General features: G+C 43.7%; 23 protein-coding genes. 16 read left to right on the top strand and 7 right to left on the bottom strand.

The window, feature by feature from the left end:
• Positions 1–57 precede the first annotated feature (57 nt).
• Together AC1MBV_RS13685 and AC1MBV_RS13680 are read right to left on the bottom strand one after the other, a co-directional pair.
• Entirely contained in the window at positions 58–909 is an 852-nt protein-coding gene (locus AC1MBV_RS13685) for a TIGR03943 family putative permease subunit (protein ID WP_480948502.1), read from the bottom strand.
• An 11-nt stretch (positions 910–920) separates the two neighbouring features.
• Entirely contained in the window at positions 921–1,967 is a 1,047-nt protein-coding gene (locus AC1MBV_RS13680) for a permease (protein ID WP_480948501.1), read from the bottom strand.
• Between the two features lie 189 nt (positions 1,968–2,156).
• Here AC1MBV_RS13680 and rpsN point away from each other — a divergent pair, with 189 nt between their 5' ends.
• From rpsN to AC1MBV_RS13655, 5 genes are all read left to right on the top strand, one after another.
• A complete protein-coding gene (rpsN, locus tag AC1MBV_RS13675; protein ID WP_255749716.1) occupies positions 2,157–2,426 on the top strand; it encodes a 30S ribosomal protein S14 in 270 nt (89 codons plus the stop codon).
• 243 nt (positions 2,427–2,669) lie between these two features.
• Entirely contained in the window at positions 2,670–3,557 is an 888-nt protein-coding gene (locus AC1MBV_RS13670; protein ID WP_480948500.1) for a metal ABC transporter solute-binding protein, read from the top strand.
• Between the two features lie 12 nt (positions 3,558–3,569).
• On the top strand, positions 3,570–3,725 hold the full coding sequence (locus tag AC1MBV_RS13665; RefSeq protein ID WP_480948499.1) for a hypothetical protein: 156 nt from the start codon (positions 3,570–3,572) through the stop codon (positions 3,723–3,725).
• Positions 3,726–3,762: 37 nt separating this feature from the next.
• Positions 3,763–4,533, top strand: coding sequence for a metal ABC transporter ATP-binding protein (locus tag AC1MBV_RS13660; RefSeq protein WP_255749718.1), 771 nt, complete (start codon positions 3,763–3,765; stop codon positions 4,531–4,533).
• Between the two features lie 67 nt (positions 4,534–4,600).
• Positions 4,601–5,410 carry a metal ABC transporter permease gene (locus AC1MBV_RS13655; protein WP_255749719.1) on the top strand — a complete coding sequence of 270 codons (810 nt, stop codon included), beginning with the start codon at positions 4,601–4,603 and terminating at the stop codon, positions 5,408–5,410.
• A gap of 48 nt (positions 5,411–5,458) precedes the next feature.
• Here AC1MBV_RS13655 and AC1MBV_RS13650 read toward each other — a convergent pair whose 3' ends face one another.
• Positions 5,459–6,325, bottom strand: a complete 867-nt coding sequence (locus AC1MBV_RS13650; RefSeq protein ID WP_480948498.1) for a CvfB family protein — start codon at positions 6,323–6,325, stop codon at positions 5,459–5,461.
• 1,590 nt (positions 6,326–7,915) lie between these two features.
• Between AC1MBV_RS13650 and AC1MBV_RS13645 the strand changes: the two genes are divergently transcribed.
• Both AC1MBV_RS13645 and AC1MBV_RS13640 read left to right on the top strand, forming a co-directional pair.
• Entirely contained in the window at positions 7,916–8,641 is a 726-nt protein-coding gene (locus AC1MBV_RS13645; protein WP_255749668.1) for a Crp/Fnr family transcriptional regulator, read from the top strand.
• Between the two features lie 76 nt (positions 8,642–8,717).
• A complete protein-coding gene (locus AC1MBV_RS13640; RefSeq protein ID WP_480948497.1) occupies positions 8,718–9,656 on the top strand; it encodes a thermonuclease family protein in 939 nt (312 codons plus the stop codon).
• Positions 9,657–9,725: 69 nt separating this feature from the next.
• Here the strand turns inward: AC1MBV_RS13640 and yvfG are convergent, their stop codons facing one another.
• Both yvfG and AC1MBV_RS13630 read right to left on the bottom strand, forming a co-directional pair.
• Positions 9,726–9,971 carry a protein YvfG gene (yvfG, locus tag AC1MBV_RS13635; RefSeq protein ID WP_255749670.1) on the bottom strand — a complete coding sequence of 82 codons (246 nt, stop codon included), beginning with the start codon at positions 9,969–9,971 and terminating at the stop codon, positions 9,726–9,728.
• 38 nt (positions 9,972–10,009) lie between these two features.
• On the bottom strand, positions 10,010–10,678 hold the full coding sequence (locus tag AC1MBV_RS13630; protein ID WP_480948496.1) for a B3/B4 domain-containing protein: 669 nt from the start codon (positions 10,676–10,678) through the stop codon (positions 10,010–10,012).
• A 203-nt stretch (positions 10,679–10,881) separates the two neighbouring features.
• Between AC1MBV_RS13630 and AC1MBV_RS13625 the strand changes: the two genes are divergently transcribed.
• The 7 genes from AC1MBV_RS13625 (at position 10,882) to lepB (AC1MBV_RS13595) (ending at position 17,999) form a co-directional block, all read left to right on the top strand.
• Complete coding sequence (locus tag AC1MBV_RS13625) at positions 10,882–12,354, top strand: ATP-binding cassette domain-containing protein (RefSeq protein ID WP_255749672.1); 1,473 nt, start codon at positions 10,882–10,884, stop codon at positions 12,352–12,354.
• 29 nt (positions 12,355–12,383) lie between these two features.
• Positions 12,384–12,920, top strand: coding sequence for a methylated-DNA--[protein]-cysteine S-methyltransferase (locus tag AC1MBV_RS13620; RefSeq protein WP_255749673.1), 537 nt, complete (start codon positions 12,384–12,386; stop codon positions 12,918–12,920).
• 54 nt (positions 12,921–12,974) lie between these two features.
• The gene (locus tag AC1MBV_RS13615; RefSeq protein ID WP_480948495.1) at positions 12,975–13,892 is read left to right on the top strand and encodes an amidase domain-containing protein; all 918 of its coding nucleotides are present in this window, start codon (positions 12,975–12,977) and stop codon (positions 13,890–13,892) included.
• 140 nt (positions 13,893–14,032) lie between these two features.
• Positions 14,033–14,506, top strand: coding sequence for a tRNA (cytidine(34)-2'-O)-methyltransferase (locus AC1MBV_RS13610; protein WP_255749675.1), 474 nt, complete (start codon positions 14,033–14,035; stop codon positions 14,504–14,506).
• 199 nt (positions 14,507–14,705) lie between these two features.
• A complete protein-coding gene (locus AC1MBV_RS13605; protein ID WP_255749676.1) occupies positions 14,706–16,601 on the top strand; it encodes a PrkA family serine protein kinase in 1,896 nt (631 codons plus the stop codon).
• A 66-nt stretch (positions 16,602–16,667) separates the two neighbouring features.
• Complete coding sequence (lepB, locus tag AC1MBV_RS13600) at positions 16,668–17,237, top strand: signal peptidase I (RefSeq protein ID WP_480948494.1); 570 nt, start codon at positions 16,668–16,670, stop codon at positions 17,235–17,237.
• 198 nt (positions 17,238–17,435) lie between these two features.
• The gene (gene lepB, locus AC1MBV_RS13595) at positions 17,436–17,999 is read left to right on the top strand and encodes a signal peptidase I (RefSeq protein WP_480948493.1); all 564 of its coding nucleotides are present in this window, start codon (positions 17,436–17,438) and stop codon (positions 17,997–17,999) included.
• Positions 18,000–18,127: 128 nt separating this feature from the next.
• Here the strand turns inward: lepB (AC1MBV_RS13595) and AC1MBV_RS13590 are convergent, their stop codons facing one another.
• Together AC1MBV_RS13590 and AC1MBV_RS13585 are read right to left on the bottom strand one after the other, a co-directional pair.
• Positions 18,128–20,329 carry a glycosyltransferase family 39 protein gene (locus tag AC1MBV_RS13590; RefSeq protein WP_255749678.1) on the bottom strand — a complete coding sequence of 734 codons (2,202 nt, stop codon included), beginning with the start codon at positions 20,327–20,329 and terminating at the stop codon, positions 18,128–18,130.
• A gap of 73 nt (positions 20,330–20,402) precedes the next feature.
• A complete protein-coding gene (locus AC1MBV_RS13585) occupies positions 20,403–21,380 on the bottom strand; it encodes a glycosyltransferase family 2 protein (protein WP_255749679.1) in 978 nt (325 codons plus the stop codon).
• A 297-nt stretch (positions 21,381–21,677) separates the two neighbouring features.
• On the opposite strand from AC1MBV_RS13585, the gene AC1MBV_RS13580 reads away from it, so the two are divergent.
• Both AC1MBV_RS13580 and AC1MBV_RS13575 read left to right on the top strand, forming a co-directional pair.
• Positions 21,678–22,376 (top strand): response regulator transcription factor, encoded by a 699-nt coding sequence (locus tag AC1MBV_RS13580; RefSeq protein ID WP_255749680.1) that lies wholly within the window; start codon positions 21,678–21,680, stop codon positions 22,374–22,376.
• Positions 22,373–23,752 (top strand): sensor histidine kinase, encoded by a 1,380-nt coding sequence (locus AC1MBV_RS13575; RefSeq protein ID WP_480948492.1) that lies wholly within the window; start codon positions 22,373–22,375, stop codon positions 23,750–23,752. Before AC1MBV_RS13580 ends, AC1MBV_RS13575 begins: the two co-directional genes overlap by 4 nt.
• Positions 23,753–23,784 lie beyond the last annotated feature (32 nt).

Raw genomic sequence — 23,784 nt, 5'->3', positions numbered from 1 at the left:
CTTATTATAATATATGTTTTCGTGAAGTTAAGAAAAAGCAGACCTTATTATGAAAAGTTAGTCGAGAAGAATGCCGTTATCGTAAACATAAGGATGACTTGGTTCTTTAATTTGCGTTACCTGTGCATGAGCGAGTACGGGAATCGTGCTGCCTGATTGCTTCATTGTATTAATGGTACCGCGGACACGAATCCAATTATCCTTCTTTAAATCGGCAACATTTCCTTCTGTACGTATTCCATATACTGAGGCATCGGCAATGCAGCAAGAGATATCGAATCGTGCGGTGACGATCTCATGAGCAGGCACTTGTTTGTCACGATAGACAAACCCGGTCATAATGAACTGCTTTCCTTTAAAAGCATTCGGGTCCTGCTCAAGCATATTTAAAATATATGTGTAATGGGAATCGTCGACTGTAATGATTTTCTGCTTAAGCAGTTTCTTTTTTAACGCATTAAATTGTTTTTGGCTGATCGGATTTCTCAGTGCACCGGCGGGTTTGACAGATCCTGATTTTTTTGCTGTGCTCTGAACAGATGGCGCTTGTTTCATAGCTCGGTTTGCAGCCACATCACTGCCCAAGGTATGGTTCGGAAAAATGAACCCAGAGAGGACGGGTAAAAAAAACAGACAAAAGAAAACGAATGAATGCAGCCCTTTTTTGGGGATGGCATGCGCGTGTTCATGCTCGCAGCCTTCACAATGGTTATGATCAGGGGGCAAGATAAAGTGCATGAAGCTGAGAAGAGCAAGAACAACGATGGCTATCTTTGTGTAGCCTTCAAGTTTCGGCGATAAATAATATTTAAGATCACCATAGAGTGCGAGCCGAAAGAGAAACAGTGCTATTCCTCCAAGCGCAATACCTCTTAAATAATGATGAAATGCAAGTCGCTGATCATCCAATATCCGTCACCTCACACGAAAAGATCCATAAGTCTGCTGAATATATAAACGACCGTTACAGAGAGAATCATAAAGACGATGACAAATCTGAACTTGAAAGCGCCAACCAGCATCATCGTGTTTTTAATATCCAGCATTGCGCCGAAAACGAGAAAAGCTGTAATGGCGCCGGGTGAGAACATGCCGGAAAATGAAGAAGCAAGGAACGCGTCGGATGTTGAACATACAGACAAAAGATAAGCCATCCCCATCATGGATGCCGGACCGATGGACGGATTCGCACCAACCGTGGAGAGCAGATGCTGGTTAAAGAATGTCTGAAATGAACTGGCGATGATTGCACCGAAAATGAAATATTTGGCTGTATCGAAAAATTCGCCGCTGATATGCAGAAAGATATCATGAAGTTCAGGTCGTTCGTTCTCGTGATGATGGTGCCGGTGATGTGCATCTTCATAAAAAGCCTGCCAACTGATTACGCCTGTCTCGCGCATGCTCGCGCTTTCCTTCAAGATCGATTGCTTTCGGAACAAAAAATAAACAGAACCGCCGATGAGAAGTGCCGCGAGAAGCGCAATCGTCATGCGTGCGTAAAGAATAACAGGATTGTTTTGAAAGGCGTAGAACGTGGACAAAAAAACAATCGGATTGATGATCGGAATGGATGCGATCATGACGACGCCAAGATGCTGCGGAAGGCCCTTTTTAATTAGACTGCGTATAACGGGGATGATCGCACACTCGCAGATCGGAAAAACGATGCCGGTCAATGCTGCCGGGATCATGGCAAGCAAACCTCTGCCGGAAAATAAGCGATGGATAAAATTTTCATGAACATAAGACTGGATCAGAACAGAAATTACAACGCCGATTAAAATAAAGGGCAGCGATTCAATGACCATACTTAAAAAGATAGTGTTAAAACTGTAGAACTGCGTTGGTATTTGCTTTGGGGCAATACCATTTGTTTTCTCTGAAAAGTAAATAAGCAGAAAGAGAAAGACGAAAAAGATAAGTGTCATGGGATTGCTGATGCGTTTAAGAGTCGATGTGTGCATGTATGCTTGTCTCCTTTTATGCGATAGCTGCTTCATCTTGGCAAATTAATAATCTGTTACTATCCCTATGAAATACATGCTGATTTAGAACATTTGTACAGGCTCCGACTTGCAATTGAAGACATTAGGTGCTTAAATAGAAAATGTAAAACGTAATTATTACGATTTAAAAAAGGAAGGATTATTTGAATGGCTAAAAAATCGAAAGTAGTCAAAGAACTGAAACGTGAAGCAATCGTTGCCAAATATGCTGAATTGAGACATGAATTGAAAGAGAAGAAAGATTATGCTGCCTTAGCACAACTTCCTCGTGATTCATCACCCACAAGGCTGCACAATCGCTGTCCATTGACCGGGCGTCCGCATGGCTATATGCGCAAGTTCGATATGTCGCGTATCGCTTTTCGTGAATACGCGCATAAAGGTCAGATTCCAGGCGTGAGAAAAGCGAGCTGGTAATAGGAGAAGGCATCTTCAACATTGGCCAATCAACCTTTATCTCGACTCATTCAGGTGTGCGCTTGCCGATTAGATGAGTGTGGTCGGATACCTTCACGGGATCAATTGGAGATTAATCAGATTGGTACTTGACAGATTAAAACGTAATCATTACTATTTATATTTGTGGATAAAACGTAATAATTACGTTTTATTGATACATAGAACAGAAGGGAATTAAAAAAGATGAACCATTTCAAAAAAATGAATTTCTTATTTCTCACCTTAATTTTATTAGTTGGTATTTTAGCAGGCTGCGGCAATAATTCGGCTTCAGGAGGACGTTCATCTTCCGATAAAATCAGCATTGTCGCTGCCGAAGATTTTTATGGGGAAGTCGCTAAAGCGGTTGGCGGCAGCCATGTGGATGTGACCTCAATTATTAATAAACCAAGCATGGATCCGCATGACTATGAACCGACAACGGGAACCGCTAGAGCGGTCAGCCAAGCGAAGCTCGTAGTCTACAATGGGATCGGTTATGACGGTTGGATGAGCAACTTAGCAAAGAATTCAAAGGATCAAACGATTGTCCGCGTTGGTGAAGATGTTATGAACAAAAAGGATGGGGACAATGAGCATCTTTGGTATCAGCCGGAAACGATGCCAATGCTCGCTGATTATCTTGCTGGCAAACTAGCGAAAATAGATCCAAAGCATGCTGATGAATACAAGGAAAATGCGAAGACCTATATTGCAAGTATTAAGCCGGTTAAGGATGACATTGCAAAACTCAGTAAAAATGCGAATCAAGGACTTGTCGATGTATCCGAACCTGTTTTTGACTATACGTTGGATGCACTCGGCTATAAAGTAGCTAATAATCATTTTGAAATTGCAGTCGAGCAGGAAACAGATCCATCGCCTAAGGACATTGCAGCCATGCAAAAGGATATTAAAGAAAAACGTATTGCCTTCTTTGTCAGCAATATACAGGAAATCAGCCCGACCGTGAAGAAAATGATGAAACTTGCAGACGAAAACAAGGTACCGGTCATCAAAGTGACTGAAACCCTGCCTGCAGGAAAAGATTATAAAAACTGGATGCTTGATCAACTGAAACAAATTGAAGAAGCGCAAAGCGCCAATTAATCAAATTACGGGATGAATTGGAGAGAAGCAGGCAATCAGTTTCTCTCCTTTTTATTTCAAACCTTGGCGGCAGCCAATGTCTTGACAAAACAAATCGAAATCATTACTATTTATCAGTGCGACATTTCTCTTAATCTGGAAAGTTACTACATTATTTGTTATCTATGAAAACATGAAAAAAATTTATATAGGGGAGGGTTTTTCAATGCTTCGTCGCGTTCAGATCAATGATCTTCAAGTCAGTTTTAATGGAGAAGAAATCTTGAAGGATCTTTCGCTAGATGTTTCGCCAGGTCAAATGTATGCCATTATCGGACCAAACGGAGCGGGAAAATCAACCCTGTTAAAATCGATTCTTGGCTTGATTCATCCTCAACACGGCGAAATTGTGCTGAGCTGTGATCAGAAAAAACCGGTGATCGGTTATGTACCGCAATCACGGGTGATTGATGATGACATGCCGATTTGTGCCAGGGATTTTATTTCACTCGGACAAGTGAGTTCATTTTTTCCATGGCCGTCAAGGCGTGAAAAAAGAATCCTACATGAAATGATGATTTTTACCGACACGGATCGCTTAGCAAAAAAGCCAGTAGGCAAATTATCCGGAGGAGAGCGTCAGCGGGTTTTTCTGGCCCAGGCACTTGTGCGGCACCCGGATTTGCTCCTACTTGATGAATCAACAGCGAATCTCGATCCTGATGCTCAGACACGCATGATGGAACTTGTGAAGAAGGCCGTTCATGAATGGGGCGTAACTGTTCTTTTTATTTGTCATGACTTTCAAATGGTCAGAGCGTATGCGGATCATATCCTGCTCATGACTCGAGGGTACTATAAAACAGGGGATGTGCAGAGCATTCTTGATGATCAAGCGATGTTAAAAAATGTTTTTCAATCGTCTTTCGATGAAGGCGTTACTCATCATGAGGGGTCCGCCTCCTCAGGACTGTCGGTTTCAGCTTCCTCTAGGTAACACCGGATGAGACTGACGATATATAGGAGAAGCAGTTCTTCGTAATGGTTAATATGGAGGGAAAAGGATGTTTCAGTACGACTTTATGCAGCACGCATTTATCGCGGGGACGCTCATTGCAATCATGTGCGGTGTGATCGGTGTTTTCATTATTGCACGTTCGCTCTCATTTGTTGCACACACCATTTCTCACATCGGCTTTGCCGGCGCTGCATTTGCGGCTTATGCCGGTATTGACCCGCTAGTGGGTTTGCTTGCTTTTACATTAGCCGGATCTGTTGGTGTCGGACAGATGGGGGTACGAATGTTTCGACGAGATGCATCGATCAGTGTCATTCTCAGCTTGGCACTTGGCCTGGGTATTTTATTTTTGTCGCTGGGGAACATTCAAGGAAATTATTCGCGCACCTTGCTGTTTGGAAGTGTTGTGGGCATTGATTTGCAGGACATTTGGCAGATTGTTGCCATTACCCTGTTTGTACTGATTGCTCTCTGCGCAGGTTACCGCTGGCTCAAGTTCGATTCTTTTGATCAGGTCGGAGCTCAAGCTGCCGGATTGCCGATCCGCTGGATTTCGATTGGCTTTCTACTGCTTATGGCTGTAGCAACCAGTGTGACGATTCAAATCGTCGGCGCACTACTCGTCTTTTCGTTAATGACCGTGCCTGCTGCAGCCGCCAGACTTTATACTCAGTCCATATTTGGAATGATCCTTCTTTCTTCACTGATTGCTGTACTGAGCGTTTGGTTCGGTCTTGTTTCCGGTTATTATACCAATGCACCGGTCAGCTTCTTTATCGTCGCATTTGATGCGGTCAGTTATTTTCTTGGCATCATCTATCATCGGCTCATGGAACGTCGGCGTGCTGTGGCGTGACATGCAAAAAGGCCCGGTCAGGACAGATGTCCTGATTAGGCCTTTTTTTTATTCCTCTTGTTTTAAATAACTCCAGCCGTCTTTTTGGAACAGCTTGCCTTCTTTCATCAGCTGGCCAAGGGCTTTCTTGAAATCGCTTTTGCTGATACCGAATCTCTTTTTGATGTCTTCAGGAAGACTTTTATCCCAATAAGGCATGGCCCCATCGCGACTGTTCATGTAAGCGATGATTTTCTCAGAGTTTCCTTCAATCATTTCGTAACTGCGCGGCTTCATGGAAAGGTTCAGGCTGCCGTTTTCCTTCACATCGATGACTCGGCAATCGAATGCTTGTCCCAATCTGATGGTTCCATTGACCTCTGCGTTATGAATGAATCCGATATATCCTTCATCGGTCAGTACATGGGCTCCGTCCAGAACAAGACGGTAAATGGTGGCATGTACATTTTTATTCTGCAGTTTCTCGGGCGCCGGAATGGAAATTCTCCGGATCTCCGTTTCATCCGCTAATCTTGCGAAAAGGCGCTGTTTCTTATCCAGTTTCAAGCTGCAGTACACACGATCGCCGGGCTGCGGCCAGCTTTCCCATTCATACGTCATATCGTCCTTGGAAAGCAAAAGATCCTTGTTAATGCCAATGTCGAGAAAAGTGCCGTACTTTTTATGCAGAGAAACGGCGGTTGCCCAATCAAAGGCATCAAAACGAACCGTGGGAAGCGTCATCGTTGCTGCGATTCGTCCTTGATGATCCTGATAGAGAAATACGGAGATTTTTTCATGCTCGCCTAATGAGCGGGTCACGTCATTCTCATGGAGAAGGACTTCTTGATCTCCGCCGTCACTGAGAAAATAGCCAAAAGGTGCTTTATGTGAAACCTCTAGGGTTGTAATCATGCCGGCTGTTAATTCTGCCAAATTTGTTCCCTCTTTCTCACGTTGATCATAATCATAATCGACCCATTTTCTTTCATTATAACATGGTAATAGCCTTTCTTATTCAGATCCCATTCAAATAGTCGAAGAATGTCATGGATTAATACTTGATTAATCTGGTCAATAAGAAAAACCGGGCACAAAAACGCCCGGTCCTTAAATCATGCCGGATTTTGATTACGCTCCGGTTGCTCGCATCAACTGAGCGCGACCGCGGGCAGTCCGGGAGCCTCCTCAAGCAAACTAATATCTGCGGGGTCTCCCCTGGCCTGCACTCCCGCAGGAGTCTCGCACCTGCGCGTTTGGCTCACAACCTTTGACTTTGGCGAAAATCATATACTTTCTTTCCTTGTAAGAAAAACCGGGCAAGCCCGGTTCTTAAACTCACCTCTATTTCACTAGCATTCTGGCTTCATTAAATCAAGCGAGTAAATAAGCGGAAATTTTCCGGTTATATGCATCATGGCACGTGCTTCGCCGGTAAATAAGGGTAATTTTTCCGGTTATGCAAAGTAAAACCCTACCACTCTCACGTTTTTCGATTCGATAAGGGGAATTTCTCCGTCTATTTAAGCTATTTTTTCGTTCATTTTCTAAATAAGGGTAATTTTTCCGCCTATTTATCAGATCGGGCGCTTACCCTGATCGCTCAACCGATAAGTGCGGATTGGAATTCAGCATCTTATGACCTTATCGTGATATCAGCAAGACAAAACGATAAATTTTCTTTAGCTGTTAAGAAAAACCGAGCAAAAAGCGCCCGGTCTTTAATCTCCAGCCATGTGTGATTGGTTTGTGTCTTTACAGTGTTGAATCATCGCTTCGGTTGCTCGCTTGCCGCGGGCGCACCGCGAGCCTCCTCAGACAAGCAGAAATCTGCGGGGTCTCGCTGGCACGCTGATCCCGCAGGCGTCTCGCACCTCCGCTTTGATTCTCGGTCAAGACACTGGTTTATTCGTTTAAATATGGGGTAAAATCTTATACTTTCTTTACTTGTAAGAAAAACCGGGCAAGCCCGGTCCTTACCTCTGCAGGACGTGGTGGCTTTCGCGTTGCATACAGGACGTACTTTCACAGGATGTGATGGCTTTCGCGTTGCATACAGGACGTATGCATATTTAGCGAAAGTTCCTTTACTCCTTTACATACGAAAGCTCCTTTACTCCAAATGCAGCCTTGATCCATTAATCCTATAACTTGAGTGACACTTCAGCCGCTCGCTTGCCGCGGGCGCACCGCGAGCCTCCTCATACATACTCGTATCTGCGGGGTCTCATCACTGGCACGCGATCAACAGAGCCGCACCCTCAGGAGTCTCGCGTTTTCGTGTCTAGTTTCCTACTTTGTTATTAATTCGAAAATCTTATGCTTTCTTTCCTTGAAAAAAATAGAAAGCGCATACTTATTAAAAGCTGTATGATTTCCGTCACACTTTTCACGCTAAATTAAGAAAATCTCTTGTATAATGAAAGAAGAAAAGGCAGGAATTCTCGGAAAAAGCAATTTTGGTTTTTCTTGTTTCTAAGATAATTATTGATTATAGATGTTTGATAGTAAAAATAAGGGCGTGATATGATGGAAGAGCTCGCTTGTTTGAATCAGAATGGTCTGAACAATACATGCATGTTCTCGAAGCAAAGCATGCAGTCGCTGAAGTCAGTGATGACCGTGTCGACATATAAAAAAGGCACGAATGTCTTCTGGGAGGGAGACCCTGCCGACAAGCTCTATTATGTGCTTGAAGGACGCGTTAAATTATTTAAATCCGCGTACGATGGAAAAGATTTGGTGCTCCACTACTTTATGGAAGGCGATCTGTTTGGTGAGATCGGTTGCTTCGGTAGTGCCGAAAATTTGTTCACAGCTGCGGCGGTTACTGAATGCAAGATTGGAATCATTTCTGAGAAAGAGTTAGAGCCACTGCTGCTCTCGAATGCAGGGATGTCGTTTGAATTTATGAAATGGATCGGTATGCTGGGCCAATTTACTCAAATTAAAATGCGCGACTTGATCTTCTATGGGAAGAACGGCGCACTTGCCTCTACCTTGCTGAGAATGATCCATGGCTACAGCCGTTCGGATGAAGACGGTATTCATTACACCATCAGTTTGACGAACACCGATTTGGCTCAGCTCATTGGCTCGACACGTGAGACTGTGAACCGGATGCTCCAAGCTTGGAAGAATGATGGAGCTATTGATTATTATCATGGATCTATTGTCATCAAAAACTTGGATTATATTAAGGCGATCTGTCATTGTGAAGATCGCTGCCCATTGAATATTTGCCGCTTGTGAGGCGGCAATCGTCCATTGAACGGCCTCTTTTTACAGCGGCCGCTCAATTTATGCCCAAAAAGAATAGGTGAATGCAATGAAAAGAAATAGTTTAAGTTGGCGCGGAGTAAGCTATGTGCTCATGATGATGCTCCTGTCGCTGTTCCTTCTTTCCGGATGTGCGGAACTCAGCAACGGTGAAACGTCGAACAATGCAGGCTCAACAAGTACGGCTGCTGTATCAAGTTCGGATTCGGCGTATTCATCAAGTGAAACTGCCGCATCAGTCAACGATTCATCAGATATAGCAGTAAGTAACAGCGAAAAGCCTGAGCACGGTGTCACCGTAAAAGTAACTAAAGTTGTCGATGGCGATACGTTTCAAGTGCTTTATCAAAAGAAAATAACCACAGTCAGGGTCCTGTTGATTGACACACCGGAAACCCATCATCCCAAGTTAGGGGTTCAGCCCTACGGACCGGAGGCAAGCGCACAGGCACATCGGCTGCTTGATGGGAAAACCGTGACGCTTGAACTTGCCAAGGATGGCGGTCGTGATAAGTACGGACGGCTGCTTGCTTATGTCTTTGTTGATGGTAAGTCGTTTGAAGAACTTCAGCTGGCCAGCGGACTGGCACGGGTCGCCTATGTCTATCCGCCAAACACCAAATATATTGACCAGTATCGATCGGTAGAGAATCAGGCACGAGCGAAGAACATCGGTATTTGGTCGGTAAACGGATATGCCGAAGCGAATGGCTTTCATCCGGAAGTTATGAAGGGAACGGCGGCATACGACGAAATACATAAGAATAGCAATCAATCGTCAAGCACAGCAGTGGCCGAAAATTCGGTAGAAGGTCAGAGTACGCCAAATCAAGCAGGCGATTGCGGCGGCTTGATTAAGGGCAATATCTCGTCTCGAGGGAAAATATATCACATGCCATCCGACCGATACTATAAGGTGACGAAGGCAGAGATCTGTTTTAAGAATCGAAATGACGCTGTGAAGGCAGGCTTTCGAGCAGCTAAATAAATAGTTGAAAAAAGATCGTCAAGCAATTTCCGATGCTTGGCGATCTTTTTTGCACAAATTGAGAAAAATTTACTGCTGCTGCATTTGCTGCTGCGCTGAGACTTCTTCTTTTACTTCCTTATAAGCCGCATCTAAATTGCGAATTCGACGCATCAATTCGAAGTTTTTATTAATCCGATCTTGAATGATTGCCGAAACAACGGTGTGATAGTAGCTGTTCATCGTTTGAACAGGTGTCTGTATATCGCCATTTTTCTTTAGTTGCAGATGCAGTGCGTCTTTAAAGTAATCAACGCTGAATAAATCTGAATTCATTGTAGTCCCTCCTTGCGGGCAGTCACTAAAACTATATTCTATTGAATCAATTTTAATTCATGGGTACCGCCATGTACCTGCGTAAACATTTCCGCCATTTTTGTGATCAATTGACGCGCTTCATCGCTGTCCATTGAGGGACGCAAATAAACAATTTGCAAGGCTTGTTTCGTCTGTTCGGTCACACAGGTTCGTTTTGAATCGACGATCGGGCTTCCAAATGCCCCGACGATGTCCGCGGATACAATTTTATCTTTCATATGCATGGTCCGGCCGTTTAATCCGTCATAGTGATCTTCATCGGTACCAATCCTTATTTGAATAGGACTGTGAAGCTTTGCCATATCGTATAAGCCCATAGGAATACCGTACTGAACGCTGAAAAAGTTGAGCAGATCAACCGCTGAGTTTACAAAATGCGGTGCACCGTCTTTTTTTATTTTTCGCAGCAGCGCTTCCTGAGATGGTCGGTAACGCGACGGATCTGTACCCGCCTTTTTAAAGATTCCTCTCCATTCCTTGACGCCTGGAATCTCACTCACAGGATGTTCGTTTAAGGATAGTTGAATGTTTTCATAGTACAAGGGCAGACGATCGCCAATCAGCGGCGGCAAGTCGCTAACGACAATCGCCGGATAATAAATAACGCCGATCTTAAAATCGGTCACTGCCTCTTTCAATTGAGAAGAGATCGAAACATCAGACATGACGCGCCTCCTGAGTGACAATTTAATCTTAGTGTAGCATAAAAATCGTGAATTTCGCGTCAAAATGCTGTGTTATAATGGCGTTAATTAAAAATAAAGGGATGGATCCAATGGTAAAAATTAATCGTCACGATTCGGATTGTGACAGTGAAATTTGTCCTCCCAAATAAGTATGATCTGGGAATGACCAAGAGGTGTTCCATATGTTCCAATTTATTCACTACATTTCCCGAAAAACACTTTTCATCAATTTTATGGTTCTTATTCTTCATCGACTCGCTTTTCTTATGATACCGATCTTGACGATGCAAATGATTGACGCATTGGTCGAGAAAAATCTTCATAAGCTGCTTATCTATGTTGCATTATCAATTGTCTTCTATATCCTCACACAGCTATTGAACTATGCGGTTGATTTGGCGGAAGGCTTCGGAACAAGGGAAGCCTTTGTATCGATTTTCTCAACGCTTGATCGCGAAATAAAACAACTTAACCTCAGAGACAATCACGTCTCACAAGGCAGTCTGCAGCAATTTATGGGTCAGAACTATGAACTAGTGAAACGCTTTATTTTTCAAGTTCCACTTTCAATTGTCGTTAATGCACTCTACATTGTGGGGATAATCCTCTGTATGGTGTCACTGTCCTTTCCCGTTACCCTCGTTGTAACTTTAGCCATTCCTACTTTCCTGCTTTTGTCGCTTCGTTTTGCGCATACCATGAAAGAGAATACAGAACGAACGGTTCATGACATGGAGAAGCTTAAAGATTATGAATCTGATCAATACCGTTTAACGAAGGAAGAACGCTTCTTAGAGAACAAACAACTCAAGCCGATATCGGAATGGATCCGTTCGTACAAGATTCATATGAAAAAGAAGATCCAGACAGAGGCTGTCTTTGATAATCTTTTATCCTACGGTATGCTTAATGGAGTGATCCTACTGAGTACTTTATTGAGTGCCTATTTTGTTTATCATGGAAGCATGACAATCGGCGCTTTGTCAGCCATCGAGCTGTATACATCGCGCTTTTGGGACCCGGCAGAATTCTTTGCCACCATTCGCAAGGATTATTTAGCGACTAAGCCTGTGCTGACGAATTTTGCTCGATTTCTTGAGCTTCCAGTCGAGAAACGCTCAGATGTTTCCATCGATTCGGTTCAATTACGCAGTTATATTGGATTAAACGAGTATGGAGAAGCATTACATGCTCCTATTAATCAGATTTTTGTACCCGGCTCGCTTTATCTCATTCGCGGAGCAAACGGATGCGGGAAGACGACGATGATCGAATCGATCTTAGGCCTGAGCAGCCGTTATCATGGAGAGATTCAAATCAATGGGAAATCACGAAGCAGAGAAACTTCGGACTTTGTTTACGTACCCGCTGAGCCGATCATTAGTGAATACGGCCGCCTTTTGCTCAGTAACGGATCCTATGGCCAAAAGAAGCTTGCACAAATGAGCCATGATTTGAGCACGAATAAAAGTGTCTACCTGTTTGATGAACCGACCAATTTTCTAGATAAGAACAATAAACATATTGTTTGTCGCTTGATTAACGAGCTGGTTGAAAAAGGAAGAATTGTGCTGGTCATCTCACATGATGCTCTTTTTACGGAGCAGCCCAACCGATCACTCGTCGAACTTGTTCCGGCCGTTCAAAACGAGTGACCCAAAAATGAACAAAAGGAGATTCATACATGAATCAAAACGATTATCTCGCCGTTCATGAAATGGAAACGGCGATCGGAGCGCTGACATTATCTGTCTATGAAGATCAACTATGCCGCATTGATTTTGGATCGTTTGAAGAAAATGAATCCCGGCTAAGACAATGGGCAGAAAAGCATGAACTTCCATCAGTTCTCATAAAGGATCAAGAACAATGCGCGGAGGCAGCTCGGCAACTGGATGACTATTTTAATGGGAAAAGAAAAGTATTCACGTTAAAGCTGCTCATGAAAGGAACAGAATTTCAATGCAAGGTATGGAAAGCATTGTCGGAAATTCCTTTTGGAGAGACCCGGTCATATAAGGATATTGCGTGTGCTGTGCAAAATCCAAAAGGGGTGCGCGCAATTGGAATGGCGAATAATCGCAATCCGATTCCCATTGTTGTCCCATGTCACCGTGTGATTGGAGCAAACGGTTCGCTTGTCGGCTATGGCGGCGGAATCGAGGTAAAGCAGTTCTTATTAAATTTAGAAAGACCAGGGGTTGCAGTATCGGCTAAATGAAGCAGGCACGGCATGATTTCGTTACATTACGCATAAATAAATGATAACGAAATCATGTTGAAACGGGGAATTAGCGTGGACTGGAAAAATGCATTTCAGAACCATTTGACCATGCTTGGCGACTATTGGGTAGGCAATGCTGATCCACACAAGATGGCATTAGCGCCTGAAGAATTAAAGCGTCTGATGAATAAAACGAAAGCACTCAATGACCAGCAGGCTGAGATCGAGCATGCGGTTGTTCAAGCGCAAAACGTGCAAACGAAGGACAAGCGTGAGGATTTGGTTATTGACTATTCTTTGCATACTCAGTGGCTGATTAAAAAGCAGAATGATTTCTTTCTTGAAGAACGTTTGGAAGATCGGCAAGCGGTTGTTCGGAGCAGCCGTCTTGTCTCCGACACATTAGCACCTCTGGCAGCAGGAGAGGAGCAGCCGTTGCCGCGCGAATCGGGTGATTTGGCTCCTGCCGATGTCCGTTCGCGGAGCTATGATCGGCTGGCTGCTGTCCGCTATGCCGATTTATGGTGGAATCGCCGAAATCCACACTATCCGATAGTCAGCGATGATTGTACCAATTTTATTTCACAATGCCTACATGAAGGTGGCATCCGAATGTGGGGCAATCCGATCCGAAACAGGGGATGGTGGCAGGTACAGACGAACTGGAGTTTCAGCTGGACAGTGGCTAACAGTTTGTGTATGTATTTAAGCAAGCCGGACGGCGTGATTGGCGCAATTGAACGCGCTCAGGCAAGCGAATTGGTACCTGGCGATGTCATTTGTTATGATTTCGAAGGTGACGGCCGTTGGAACCATAACACGATGGTTACGGCAATGGATGCGTCCGGAGAACCACTGGTGAATGCGCATACTTATGATGCATATCACAGGCCTTGGCCATATACAGATTCACCTGCATATACTGCTAATATCCGTTATAAATTTTTCCATATTAAAGATCACGTGTAAATTCATGGTTCAAGATGTGCTATAATAAACCCTATTATAAGAGGTTATGAGGGTCGGTGCTCCCGGCCTTTTTTCAATGCAAAAATTTGATCTCACAAAGCGGCTGAGAAGTCGTCTGAACACGTATAGGAGTGTCTGAAATGGGTAATCATGTCGTTCTTTATCAACCGTTGATTCCGCCGAATACAGGAAATATCGCACGAACCTGTGCCGGAACACATAGCGGTCTCCATTTGATTCGTCCGCTGGGATTCTCTACGGACGACAAGCATTTGAAACGTGCCGGCCTTGATTATTGGGCATCGGTCGATCTTCATTATTATGATTCACTTGATGATTTCTTTTCTAAGCATCAGCAAGGTGAGTATTATCTTGTTGAAACCGACGGCAGCAGACCTTATGACGCTTTCGATTACAGCGATCCAAGTAAAGACTACTTTTTCTTCTTCGGCCGTGAAACAACCGGACTTCCAAAAGAATTTGTGGCAGCCTATCAAGATCGCTGTGTTCGGCTGCCGATGACCGGAGCCATTCGTTCGCTCAATTTATCTAATTCTGCTGCAATTATTGTCTATGAAGCTCTGCGTCAGCAGCGATTTCCCGGATTATCCTGATTTAGAAAAAAAGGTTAATGACTATTTGAATTTTAAAAAATAGAAGCTCTAATTTTTTACTTTTCTGTAGGCCTTTCCATACTCTTGTGACACGTTGTTTCTGTATCTGTTCGTAGTTTCCATGAAAGATTACCGACCGACCGCATACACTTAGATACATGGGTGGAAGCATTGGTGAATCTTTTCTAGGGGGGATACAATGAACTTTCTTGATAAACTGAAACAATTCCGCGACTATGAGGGACAGCTGAAGTGGGAAGGCACGTTTGCAGACTACTTGGAACTAGTGAAGAAGAATCCGATGATCGCACAATCCGCGCATTCCAGAGTTTATCAGATGATCATTTCTGCCGGTGTTTCGGAGAAGGATGGACATAAGCACTACCACTTCTTTGACGGACAGATATACGGCCTTGATGAAGCAATTGAACGTCTTGTCGAGGAGTACTTTCATCCGGCTGCGCGGCGCTTGGATGTTAAAAAGAGAATTTTGCTTCTGATGGGGCCGGTCAGCGGAGGTAAATCGACCATTGTGACAATGCTTAAGCGCGGACTGGAAAAATATTCATGGACGGATGAAGGAGCACTTTATGCCATTAAGGATTGCCCAATGCATGAGGACCCGCTTCATTTAATTCCGCCTCATCTGCGCGAGGATTTCTTTGAAGAGACGGGTATTCGTGTCGAAGGGAATCTTTCGCCGCTGAACGCTATGCGCCTTGAGAAGGAATACGGCGGTCAAATTGAAGATGTGCCGATTGAGCGAATTTTTCTCTCTGAGGATAAGCGCGTCGGTATCGGCACCTTTAGTCCTTCTGATCCGAAATCTCAAGATATTGCCGATCTGACAGGAAGCATTGATTTTTCAACGATTGCAGAATATGGATCGGAATCGGATCCACGAGCCTACCGCTTTGATGGAGAACTGAATAAAGCCAATCGCGGACTGATGGAATTTCAGGAAATGCTGAAATGCGATGAGAAATTCTTATGGCATTTGCTGTCGCTGACACAGGAAGGCAATTTCAAGGCAGGCCGATTCGCGTTGATCTCCGCAGATGAACTGATCATTGCGCACACGAACGAGACCGAATACAGGACCTTTATCAGCAACAAGAAAAATGAAGCACTCCACTCACGTATGATTGTGATGCCGGTTCCTTATAATTTAAAGGTCAGTGACGAAGAAAAGATTTATGAAAAACTGATTTCCGAAAGTGATGTTGCGAATGTTCATATTGCGCCGCACGCTTTGCGGACGGCGGCTACATTTTCGATTCTGACTCGGTTGAAGGAATCCAAAAGCCGCGGGATTGATTTGATTAAGAAAATGCGTCTGTATGACGGTGAAATTGTTGAAGGTTATAATGCGGCAGATATTAAAGAACTGCAGCATGAATTTTCCGATGAAGGCATGAGCGGAATTGATCCGCGTTATGTCATTAACCGAATTTCTTCAGCAATTATCAAGAAAGGTGTTCCCTCCATTAACGCATTGGATATTCTTCGTTCGATTAAAGAAGGATTGGATCAGCATGCGTCGATCTCTGACGAGGATCGCGCACATTATACGGAATATATTGCGCTTGCACGGCGTGAATACGATGAATTGGCAAAGAGCGAAGTACAGAAGGCTTTCGTTTATTCATTCGAAGAGTCGGCGAAGACGCTTATGGACAATTATCTGGATAATGTCGAAGCGTACTGCAACAGCAACAAGATTTTTGACCCGATCACTGGTGATGAGGTCGATCCTGATGAGAAATTGATGCGCTCTATAGAAGAACAAATCGGCATTTCTGAAAATGCGAAGAAGTCCTTCAGAGAAGAAATTCTGATTCGTATTTCCGCCTATGCGCGCAAAGGCAAGCGCTTCAACTATAAGTCACATGAGCGCTTAAAAGAAGCCATTCAGAAAAAACTGTTCGCAGATCTGAAAGATGTAGTAAAAATCACGACGTCAAGCAAGACACCGGATGAAGATCAGCTAAAAAGAGTTAATGAAGTTATTGCCAGACTTGTGGACGAATACGGCTATAATTCAACATCGGCGAACGAATTACTAAGATATGTAGGCAGTCTGCTTAATCGTTGAGAATCGTGATCAATGATTCATGAACTGGGATTGAGCGGCAAATCAAGAAGGGACACTCGCGAGTCAATGAGTAAAACAAAGAGAGAACTGTGGAGTTGGATTCGAGCAATTGCCATTGCGGTTCTAGTCGCATTGCTCGTTCGCCATTTTATTTTCAGCAATTATATTGTGCGGGGCGAATCAATGATGCCGACGTTGCAGGACGGCAACCGGCTGATTGTCAATAAAATCGGTTATTCCATTGGTGCGCCGCATCGCTTCGATATTATTGTTTTTCATGCGACAAGTACTGAAGATTATGTAAAACGAATCATTGGGCTGCCCGGAGATACAATCTCTTACAAGAACGATCAGCTTTATGTAAACGGCAAGGCGGTTGATGAGTCTTACCTTCAGCAATATAAGAGTGATCTCCCACAAGGACAGCAGCTTACAGAGAATTTCAGCCTAAAGTCCAAGACCGGCAAAGTCCATGTGCCGAAAGGAAAGCTTTGGGTCATGGGCGACAATCGCCAAAACAGCGAGGACAGCCGTTATTTCGGTTTTATAAATGAAAACTCTGTGGTTGGCAAAGTTTCTGTTCGTTACTGGCCGTTCGATAAGTGGTCGGTTTTGCAAGAAATTGCGATTCATTGATTCGAACCATAAGTTATCAAGCGCCGATCGGTTTATCGGCGCTTCTTTACTTATCCATTATTGGGACAAGCAGCACGGTTTCTTGTGATCGTTCACTGATTCGTGTACATTAGTTAAGAAAAGGTGTCAGTGCTCGGATAAAAAAGGTATGGTTAAAGATTTACTAGAGAATGATGATAGTCGGGAGTCGTTGCAGCTATGCGTCAAAGAAAAAAAAGAAATGAAACATTTGCCTGGTTCAGGGCGATCGCGCTTTCTGTGCTGATTGTCATTATTGTACGGACATTTATATTGGGTAATTATATTGTGGACGGTCCGTCAATGGAGACGACTTTATATAATGGAGACCGATTAATTGTCAATAAAGTGAATTACCGAATAGCGCAGCCTAAACGGTTTGATGTGGTGATTTTTCATGCAACAAAGACGGATGATTATGTGAAACGTGTCATTGGTCTGCCGGGGGATACGATCCGCTATACGAATGATCAATTATATGTGAACGGCAAACCGGTTGACGAACCGTTTTTGAAGCAGAAGAAAAACAGTATGTTGGCCGGACAATTGACTTGGAATTTTTCTTTGAAAGAACTGACCGGCAAGGAACGAGTTCCTAAGGGAATGCTTTGGGTGATGGGTGACAATCGTCAAAACAGTACAGACAGTCGCGTGTTCCATTTTGTCAGTGAGAAAAAGGTCGTCGGCAAAGTGGATCTGCGCTATTGGCCGCTCAACCATTTCGGTATTATTCATCGCAACTAGCGGCTTTGCTGCTCGAAATAATTTGCAAGATCGATCATGAGTGCGTTTATGAAAAAGCAAGAAACCAGCAGGTGAATGAGGACACTCGTTCCTCACGACCTGCTGGTTTTATTTCTGATCACTACTATTTAAATACCTTGCTTTGTTGCCATTTTCTGCGAACGCGCACTCAATGCAGAGGTTCCGTCCGATTCATTCTGATTCATGGTGAGCGCAATATAGATATACATGAGCAGCATTAAAGCAGGAATGGAGAACAATAATCCGTAGCTGTTGTTGCTCAAGTAAGGACCGTCAGCAACCTGGTATACCGCAAACTTAAGGTCTTTTTCCCCTTTTTTAACGCCATTTTGCATTAAGTATCCGCCTGGATAGGCATCGCGTTGTTCATAACCAAATCCGCTCATTGTCAAAATAAGTGCTGATCCTGGTTTTTTCTTTATTTGTGTAATGTCGATTCGGTTGTGGGTTCCAACCGATGCATGAGTTAGTTGAAACACCTGTTTGCGATCCTTGCCTGACGGTGCAAATGTTTTTGTGAAAAGGATCCGCTTAGAACTTGTATCTGTGACCGAGAGACGATACGCAGCGCTCCCCTTAACATCGCGTATGCCAAAGGAAATACGATTGTATTGGTCGGATGCAAAAAATGTCTGAGCGACAGAGTGATGCGCGTCCACAGCAATTCCCTTTTTGCCGGGTGAATAGCGCTGATCGACAATGTAACTGCGCTGCGGGGACTGAGCCTGAGTATAGGCATAGGAACCTGCAGATGCGCAAAGGTATACCGCTGCGAGAAGGCCTCCGGCAAGCATGATTCTGAACCCTTTTCCAATCCGTTTCTCACGATCAGTTTGACGGGCGCCACTTCTTAGCAAATACATAAGTTCATTAAATCCGTAAACGGCACCGAGGAGAATGTAGGGTGTAAAGAGCAGACTGTAACGCGGCTCTGCTTCCCAGAAAAAAACATAAAAGATAAAATTACCAAACAGGCAGATCTGGATCAATAAATACATGTCGGCTTTTTTTGTGCGAAAATAGCGCAACACCGAAAGAATCAGTAAGAAAATAGTGACAATGTAAAACACTTGAATGATATAAATCGTTACCTGATTTTTATGATTAAACAGATACTGGTACGCTTTTGTAGGATGACTGGAAAGATGTGTGTACCAATAATAACCGTGTGCACCTACTCCCCAAGTCCTTGCGGTTTTGACGGCCCAAAGGTAGATAAGTCCGCCGGTCCCATCTTTTTTTATCCGATCAGCAATCTGCTGACGATCCAGCTGTTTTTTCAGAGCAGGATCAGGCTGCTTCCGCGTGAGCTGATAATCATGCGCGTTATAGCCTCCGTCACGAGATAATCCAAGCATTACCCAGTGGATTGAAGGCATCGACAACGAAGGATCCTGGACATAGCCAAAATGACGTTCAACCCCTTGGAAAGCGAATCCGACTGAGCTGATCAAGATACCGATGACAGCAAGGTTGATCAATGCCTTTTTCCAGTTCAGAACAAGAAACATGTAAATACCTAAAGCAGGGAGAAAAAGAATTAGATTCGGCCGGATTAATTCACCGACTCCTAGTGCAATGCCTAATAAAAGAATATAGTGTATTTTCCATGAACGTGTATAGAGATGCCAAAGATAGAGCAGCAGGACAGGAAATGTGATTGCTGCCGTATCTGTATAGAAATACATTGTATAGAGAAATAACGGCAAACAGGTTAGCGTAATCACGAGAAATAGGCATGCAGTTTGATCATTGAATTTTTTTTGGATCAGTTTCCAAGATAGAAAGATGCCTGCATCCAAAGTCAAGGCACAAAACAAGCGATCGATAAACATGTAACTCGAAAAGTGAACAAAACTGAACATGCTGTACAGAAAGTAACGAAGCAGTGTGAACGGTATGTTGTTTGGATATATTTTAAAATAGATACTGCTTGAGGCATGCCCATGTGCAAGCAAATAGAGTGCTTCAGCATACGTATGTCCACCGTCAATGATCGGAGGAATGATCGTATGGAACGTGACGATCAGCACGCCTTCAAACAGCAGCATGAGAAGAAAAAGGATACCGCTTATTTTCTTCACGGTTCGGTCGGTCAAGCGACCGATCCAGCGGAAAAATGCGATAAAAAATAAAACGACGATGAATGCAAACAGAGCCAGCGACAGTGCCGTTGTCAAAAGCCCTTGATTATGATTGAAAATCAAAGGATAAAAAAAGCTAATCGCGAGCACTGCTAGAAAACAACTGGTAAACGCGATGCTGAACAAATAAATCAGACTTCGTTTTACACGTGAAATAGTCGCCACATCCCATCTCTTTTTGGACCAGGCATCCGCCGCATGTCCAAAGAAAGTCTTTCCGGTTTAATTATTGTTTGACTCAGAGCGCCTTCGTCACGAATGATTCATTCGACAACAAGCGCTTCTCAACAATGTAGCGAGGGCGGTGCTTCGTTTCCTTAAAAATTTTCCCAATATATTCTCCGATGACGCCGATTGCGATGAGCTGCATGCCGCCGATCGTCCAAAGCGAGATAATCATAGATGTCCAGCCAGTCACCACATGACCGAGAACATGTTGGATGATCGCATACAAACCGATCAGAAAACCGATTCCTGCGACCGTTCCGCCAAGATAAGTGACCATTCGGATCGGCGTGATCGAAAATGAGGTGATGCCGTCAATGGCAAAATTCAACATTTTCTTCAGCGGGTATTTTGATTCGCCAGCAAAGCGTTCCGCGCGGTTATAGTATACCTTGGTGCTCTTAAATCCAAGCAATGGAATCATTCCGCGTAAAAAAATATTTTCTTCCTGGTAGTTCACAAATTCATCAAGCACACGTCTGCTGAGGAGCCGATAGTCGGCATGGTTCGGTACCATTTTCACACCTAAGCGTTCCATGATTTTATAAAACAGCAGTGCTGTATTTTTTTTGAACATGGTATCGGTATCGCGCTTGTCGCGCACGCCGTAAACAACATCATAGCCGTTACGGAATTTGATGAGAAATTTTCTTATCGCATTGACGTCGTCCTGAAGGTCTGCATCAATGGTAATGACACAGTCTGAATAAGGTCTTGCCGTCTCCATGCCGGCAATGAGCGCATTTTGATGGCCGAAGTTCCGGCTTAATTTCAGTCCGGTAATTTCCTGATTCTCTTGTGCCGCGCTGTCAATGATTTCCCAAGTACGGTCGTTGCTTCCATCATCCACAAACAGAATTGTACTTCTAAAAGAAATGAGCTGATCTCGGCAAGCCTGCAGCAATACAGTGCGTAAACGTTTGGTTGTTTCGTCTAATACAGCTTCTTCGTTATAACAAGGGACCACAATGGTCAAAATAGGTTCTTCCATTTATTTTTCCTCCTAAATAATTGATTGTTAAAAAATAAAGCACGGTGGAGCGATTGAACGTTTGAACAACCGTGCTTTTTGGGGGATGCCATGAATTAAATGATCATCGTACAAGAACCATGTTAGTCTTGAATTGTTACCGGGTAACAAATTTAATGTGAAAAAATCATGAGAATTTTCTCATGTAAATCTCATTTCGTATTTCTTACGGCGGATGGTTTGAATCGCTATAATGAAAGTAATAATCGGTTTTGCCGGAGTTCGTACATTTTAAATTGGAAGAGATGGCTGCTAGCTATGGAAAAGGCGAAAATATTGCTCGTTGAGGATGAACAAAGTGTTGCTTCCTTTGTCTCTACAGAACTGAACTTTGAGAATTATCATGTGGAGGAAGCCTATGATGGGGAACAAGCGCTTGAGCAGTTCTTTAAAGAAGACTCGCAATGGGACCTTGTTCTGCTTGACTTGATGCTGCCCAAGCTAAATGGTTTGGAGGTTTGCCGTCGGATTCGGAGTAAAAGCCTTGTTCCGATTATTATTATGACTGCACGCGATTATGTCGGTGACAAAGTGGCAGGGTTGGATGGCGGCGCGGATGACTACATTACCAAGCCATTTGATATTGAGGAATTGCTGGCGAGAGTACGCGTGGCGATCAGGCGGAAAAACAGCTATGCATCCGCTCCGGTCTCCCATGTATGCAAAGTAGGCGATCTTACGCTGGATATTGAGAAGCGGACGGCTGAGCGCAACAGCAAGACCTTTAGCCTGACACAACGGGAATTTGATCTTCTTGAAGTGTTAATGAAAAATGAAGGGAAAGTGATGACCCGTGATGAATTGCTCTCGAAGGTCTGGGGGTTTGATTTCATGGGCCAAACCAATATTGTCGATGTGTATGTCCGCTATTTGCGAAATAAAATTGACCAAAATCAGCCGGTAAAATTAATCCACACGATTCGCGGTGTCGGCTATGCGTTGAGGATTGATCAATGAAGTCATTCTACAAAATCAATAAGCAAACGACACTTTTTCAGATGAATTTCTGGTATATTTTAATTCTTTTGCTCACTGTTTTATTCATCGGGCTGGCTGTTCTCTCGGTTGTGAGCTATCAACTGTACAAGGATACGGAGCATGAAGTTGAGTATGTAAAGAAACAATTGATTGTCGAGTCACGAGAGAAACATCCGGACTGGACGGATTCCATTGAGAATATTCTTTATGCGCAACATCCGGATTTCTATGTACATATCGAGACCCCAGACAAAACGATGATTTATTCCAAGGGTAGTGAAAGTATTACCGACAATAACAACTATTTAATCAAGCTGTCCGTTTTTTCTTCGGTTGCCTTTAAGAAAAAATTTGTACCGATCTATCATCACAATTTTTCCTATAATGGCTATACCTTTGATCTTTACGTCCGAATGATCAGCATTCAGAAGTTTATCGTGGTCATGATAAAAGTGCTTGCTGTCTGTACTTTATTAGGTGTGCTCATCGGTTCTTTAGCCATTTATCAATTGTCTCGGAAGCTAAACCGACCACTCATGAAGGTAACGGCATTAATCAATCAGATTACTGAAACAAATAATTTAAAAAAGCGCGTGCCAGTCCCCCCCCAGCCGCGAGAAGTGCACGATCTTGCTCTTTCTTTTAACCAGCTGATGGATCAGTTGGATCAGTTAATTGAAAGGGATCGGCGCTTTGTATCTGACGCGTCGCACGAACTGAGGACGCCGCTTTCGGCGATTCGTGGTCATGTAGAACTGATCCAGCGTCATGGCACCGGTCACCCTGAGGTCATCGAGAGGTCGATCCATTTTGTTGATCAAGAATCAAAACGAATGCAAAATCTGATTGAGCAGCTTCTGATGATCGCTCGGATGGGAAGACGATCAAAAGCGCTAGAAACAGTTAATTTGTCAATGATTGTGAACAATGTCATTAACGATTATGCGGGAGGCATCGTTCAAGAATTTTCTGCAGAGATTGAGAATGAAACGTATGCACTGGCGAATGAGGACTATGTTCACCAAATTGTGGTGTCATTATTAGGCAATGCAAGAAAATATACGCCGGTGGACGGGCGGATCAGAATAAAGGTCTGCGGCGATCACGATTTTTCATCTATTCATGTACAGAATTCCGGCCCGTCTATACCAAATGAGGAAAAAGAAAAGATTTTTACCCGGTTCTACCGCATTGATCAATCGCGATCAAGGGAACCGGGTGGATCGGGCCTGGGACTGGCGATTGTGAAGGAACTCGTTGAATTGGAGGAAGGGTCGATTCAGGTTGAGGATCTGAAGCCGTCCGGAAGTGAATTTATCGTCCGGCTGAGGGCGAAAAAGAGTGAACATTCATGAGCTTGAACGAAGGACGGAATCCATGCGGTCAT

Source organism: Sporolactobacillus sp. PKPK-6 (genome assembly GCF_056678885.1).
This window is presented reverse-complemented; position numbering and strand designations above follow the sequence as displayed.

Bases quoted from the DNA above. Each gene is read 5' to 3' on its own strand.
- AC1MBV_RS13670 (WP_480948500.1), top strand. From the start codon at position 2,670: ATGAATTTCTTATTTCTCACCTTAATTTTATTAGTTGGTATTTTAGCA.
- AC1MBV_RS13620 (WP_255749673.1), top strand. From the start codon at position 12,384: ATGAATCAAAACGATTATCTCGCCGTTCATGAAATGGAAACGGCGATC.
- AC1MBV_RS13665 (WP_480948499.1), top strand. From the start codon at position 3,570: ATGAATTGGAGAGAAGCAGGCAATCAGTTTCTCTCCTTTTTATTTCAA.
- rpsN (WP_255749716.1), top strand. From the start codon at position 2,157: ATGGCTAAAAAATCGAAAGTAGTCAAAGAACTGAAACGTGAAGCAATC.
- AC1MBV_RS13610 (WP_255749675.1), top strand. From the start codon at position 14,033: ATGGGTAATCATGTCGTTCTTTATCAACCGTTGATTCCGCCGAATACA.
- AC1MBV_RS13660 (WP_255749718.1), top strand. From the start codon at position 3,763: ATGCTTCGTCGCGTTCAGATCAATGATCTTCAAGTCAGTTTTAATGGA.
- AC1MBV_RS13630 (WP_480948496.1), bottom strand. From the start codon at position 10,678: ATGTCTGATGTTTCGATCTCTTCTCAATTGAAAGAGGCAGTGACCGAT.
- AC1MBV_RS13655 (WP_255749719.1), top strand. From the start codon at position 4,601: ATGTTTCAGTACGACTTTATGCAGCACGCATTTATCGCGGGGACGCTC.
- AC1MBV_RS13580 (WP_255749680.1), top strand. From the start codon at position 21,678: ATGGAAAAGGCGAAAATATTGCTCGTTGAGGATGAACAAAGTGTTGCT.
- AC1MBV_RS13645 (WP_255749668.1), top strand. From the start codon at position 7,916: ATGATGGAAGAGCTCGCTTGTTTGAATCAGAATGGTCTGAACAATACA.
- AC1MBV_RS13615 (WP_480948495.1), top strand. From the start codon at position 12,975: ATGTTGAAACGGGGAATTAGCGTGGACTGGAAAAATGCATTTCAGAAC.
- yvfG (WP_255749670.1), bottom strand. From the start codon at position 9,971: ATGAATTCAGATTTATTCAGCGTTGATTACTTTAAAGACGCACTGCAT.
- AC1MBV_RS13575 (WP_480948492.1), top strand. From the start codon at position 22,373: ATGAAGTCATTCTACAAAATCAATAAGCAAACGACACTTTTTCAGATG.
- AC1MBV_RS13680 (WP_480948501.1), bottom strand. From the start codon at position 1,967: ATGCACACATCGACTCTTAAACGCATCAGCAATCCCATGACACTTATC.
- lepB (WP_480948494.1), top strand. From the start codon at position 16,668: ATGAGTAAAACAAAGAGAGAACTGTGGAGTTGGATTCGAGCAATTGCC.
- AC1MBV_RS13625 (WP_255749672.1), top strand. From the start codon at position 10,882: ATGTTCCAATTTATTCACTACATTTCCCGAAAAACACTTTTCATCAAT.
- AC1MBV_RS13585 (WP_255749679.1), bottom strand. From the start codon at position 21,380: ATGGAAGAACCTATTTTGACCATTGTGGTCCCTTGTTATAACGAAGAA.
- AC1MBV_RS13605 (WP_255749676.1), top strand. From the start codon at position 14,706: ATGAACTTTCTTGATAAACTGAAACAATTCCGCGACTATGAGGGACAG.
- lepB (WP_480948493.1), top strand. From the start codon at position 17,436: ATGCGTCAAAGAAAAAAAAGAAATGAAACATTTGCCTGGTTCAGGGCG.
- AC1MBV_RS13640 (WP_480948497.1), top strand. From the start codon at position 8,718: ATGAAAAGAAATAGTTTAAGTTGGCGCGGAGTAAGCTATGTGCTCATG.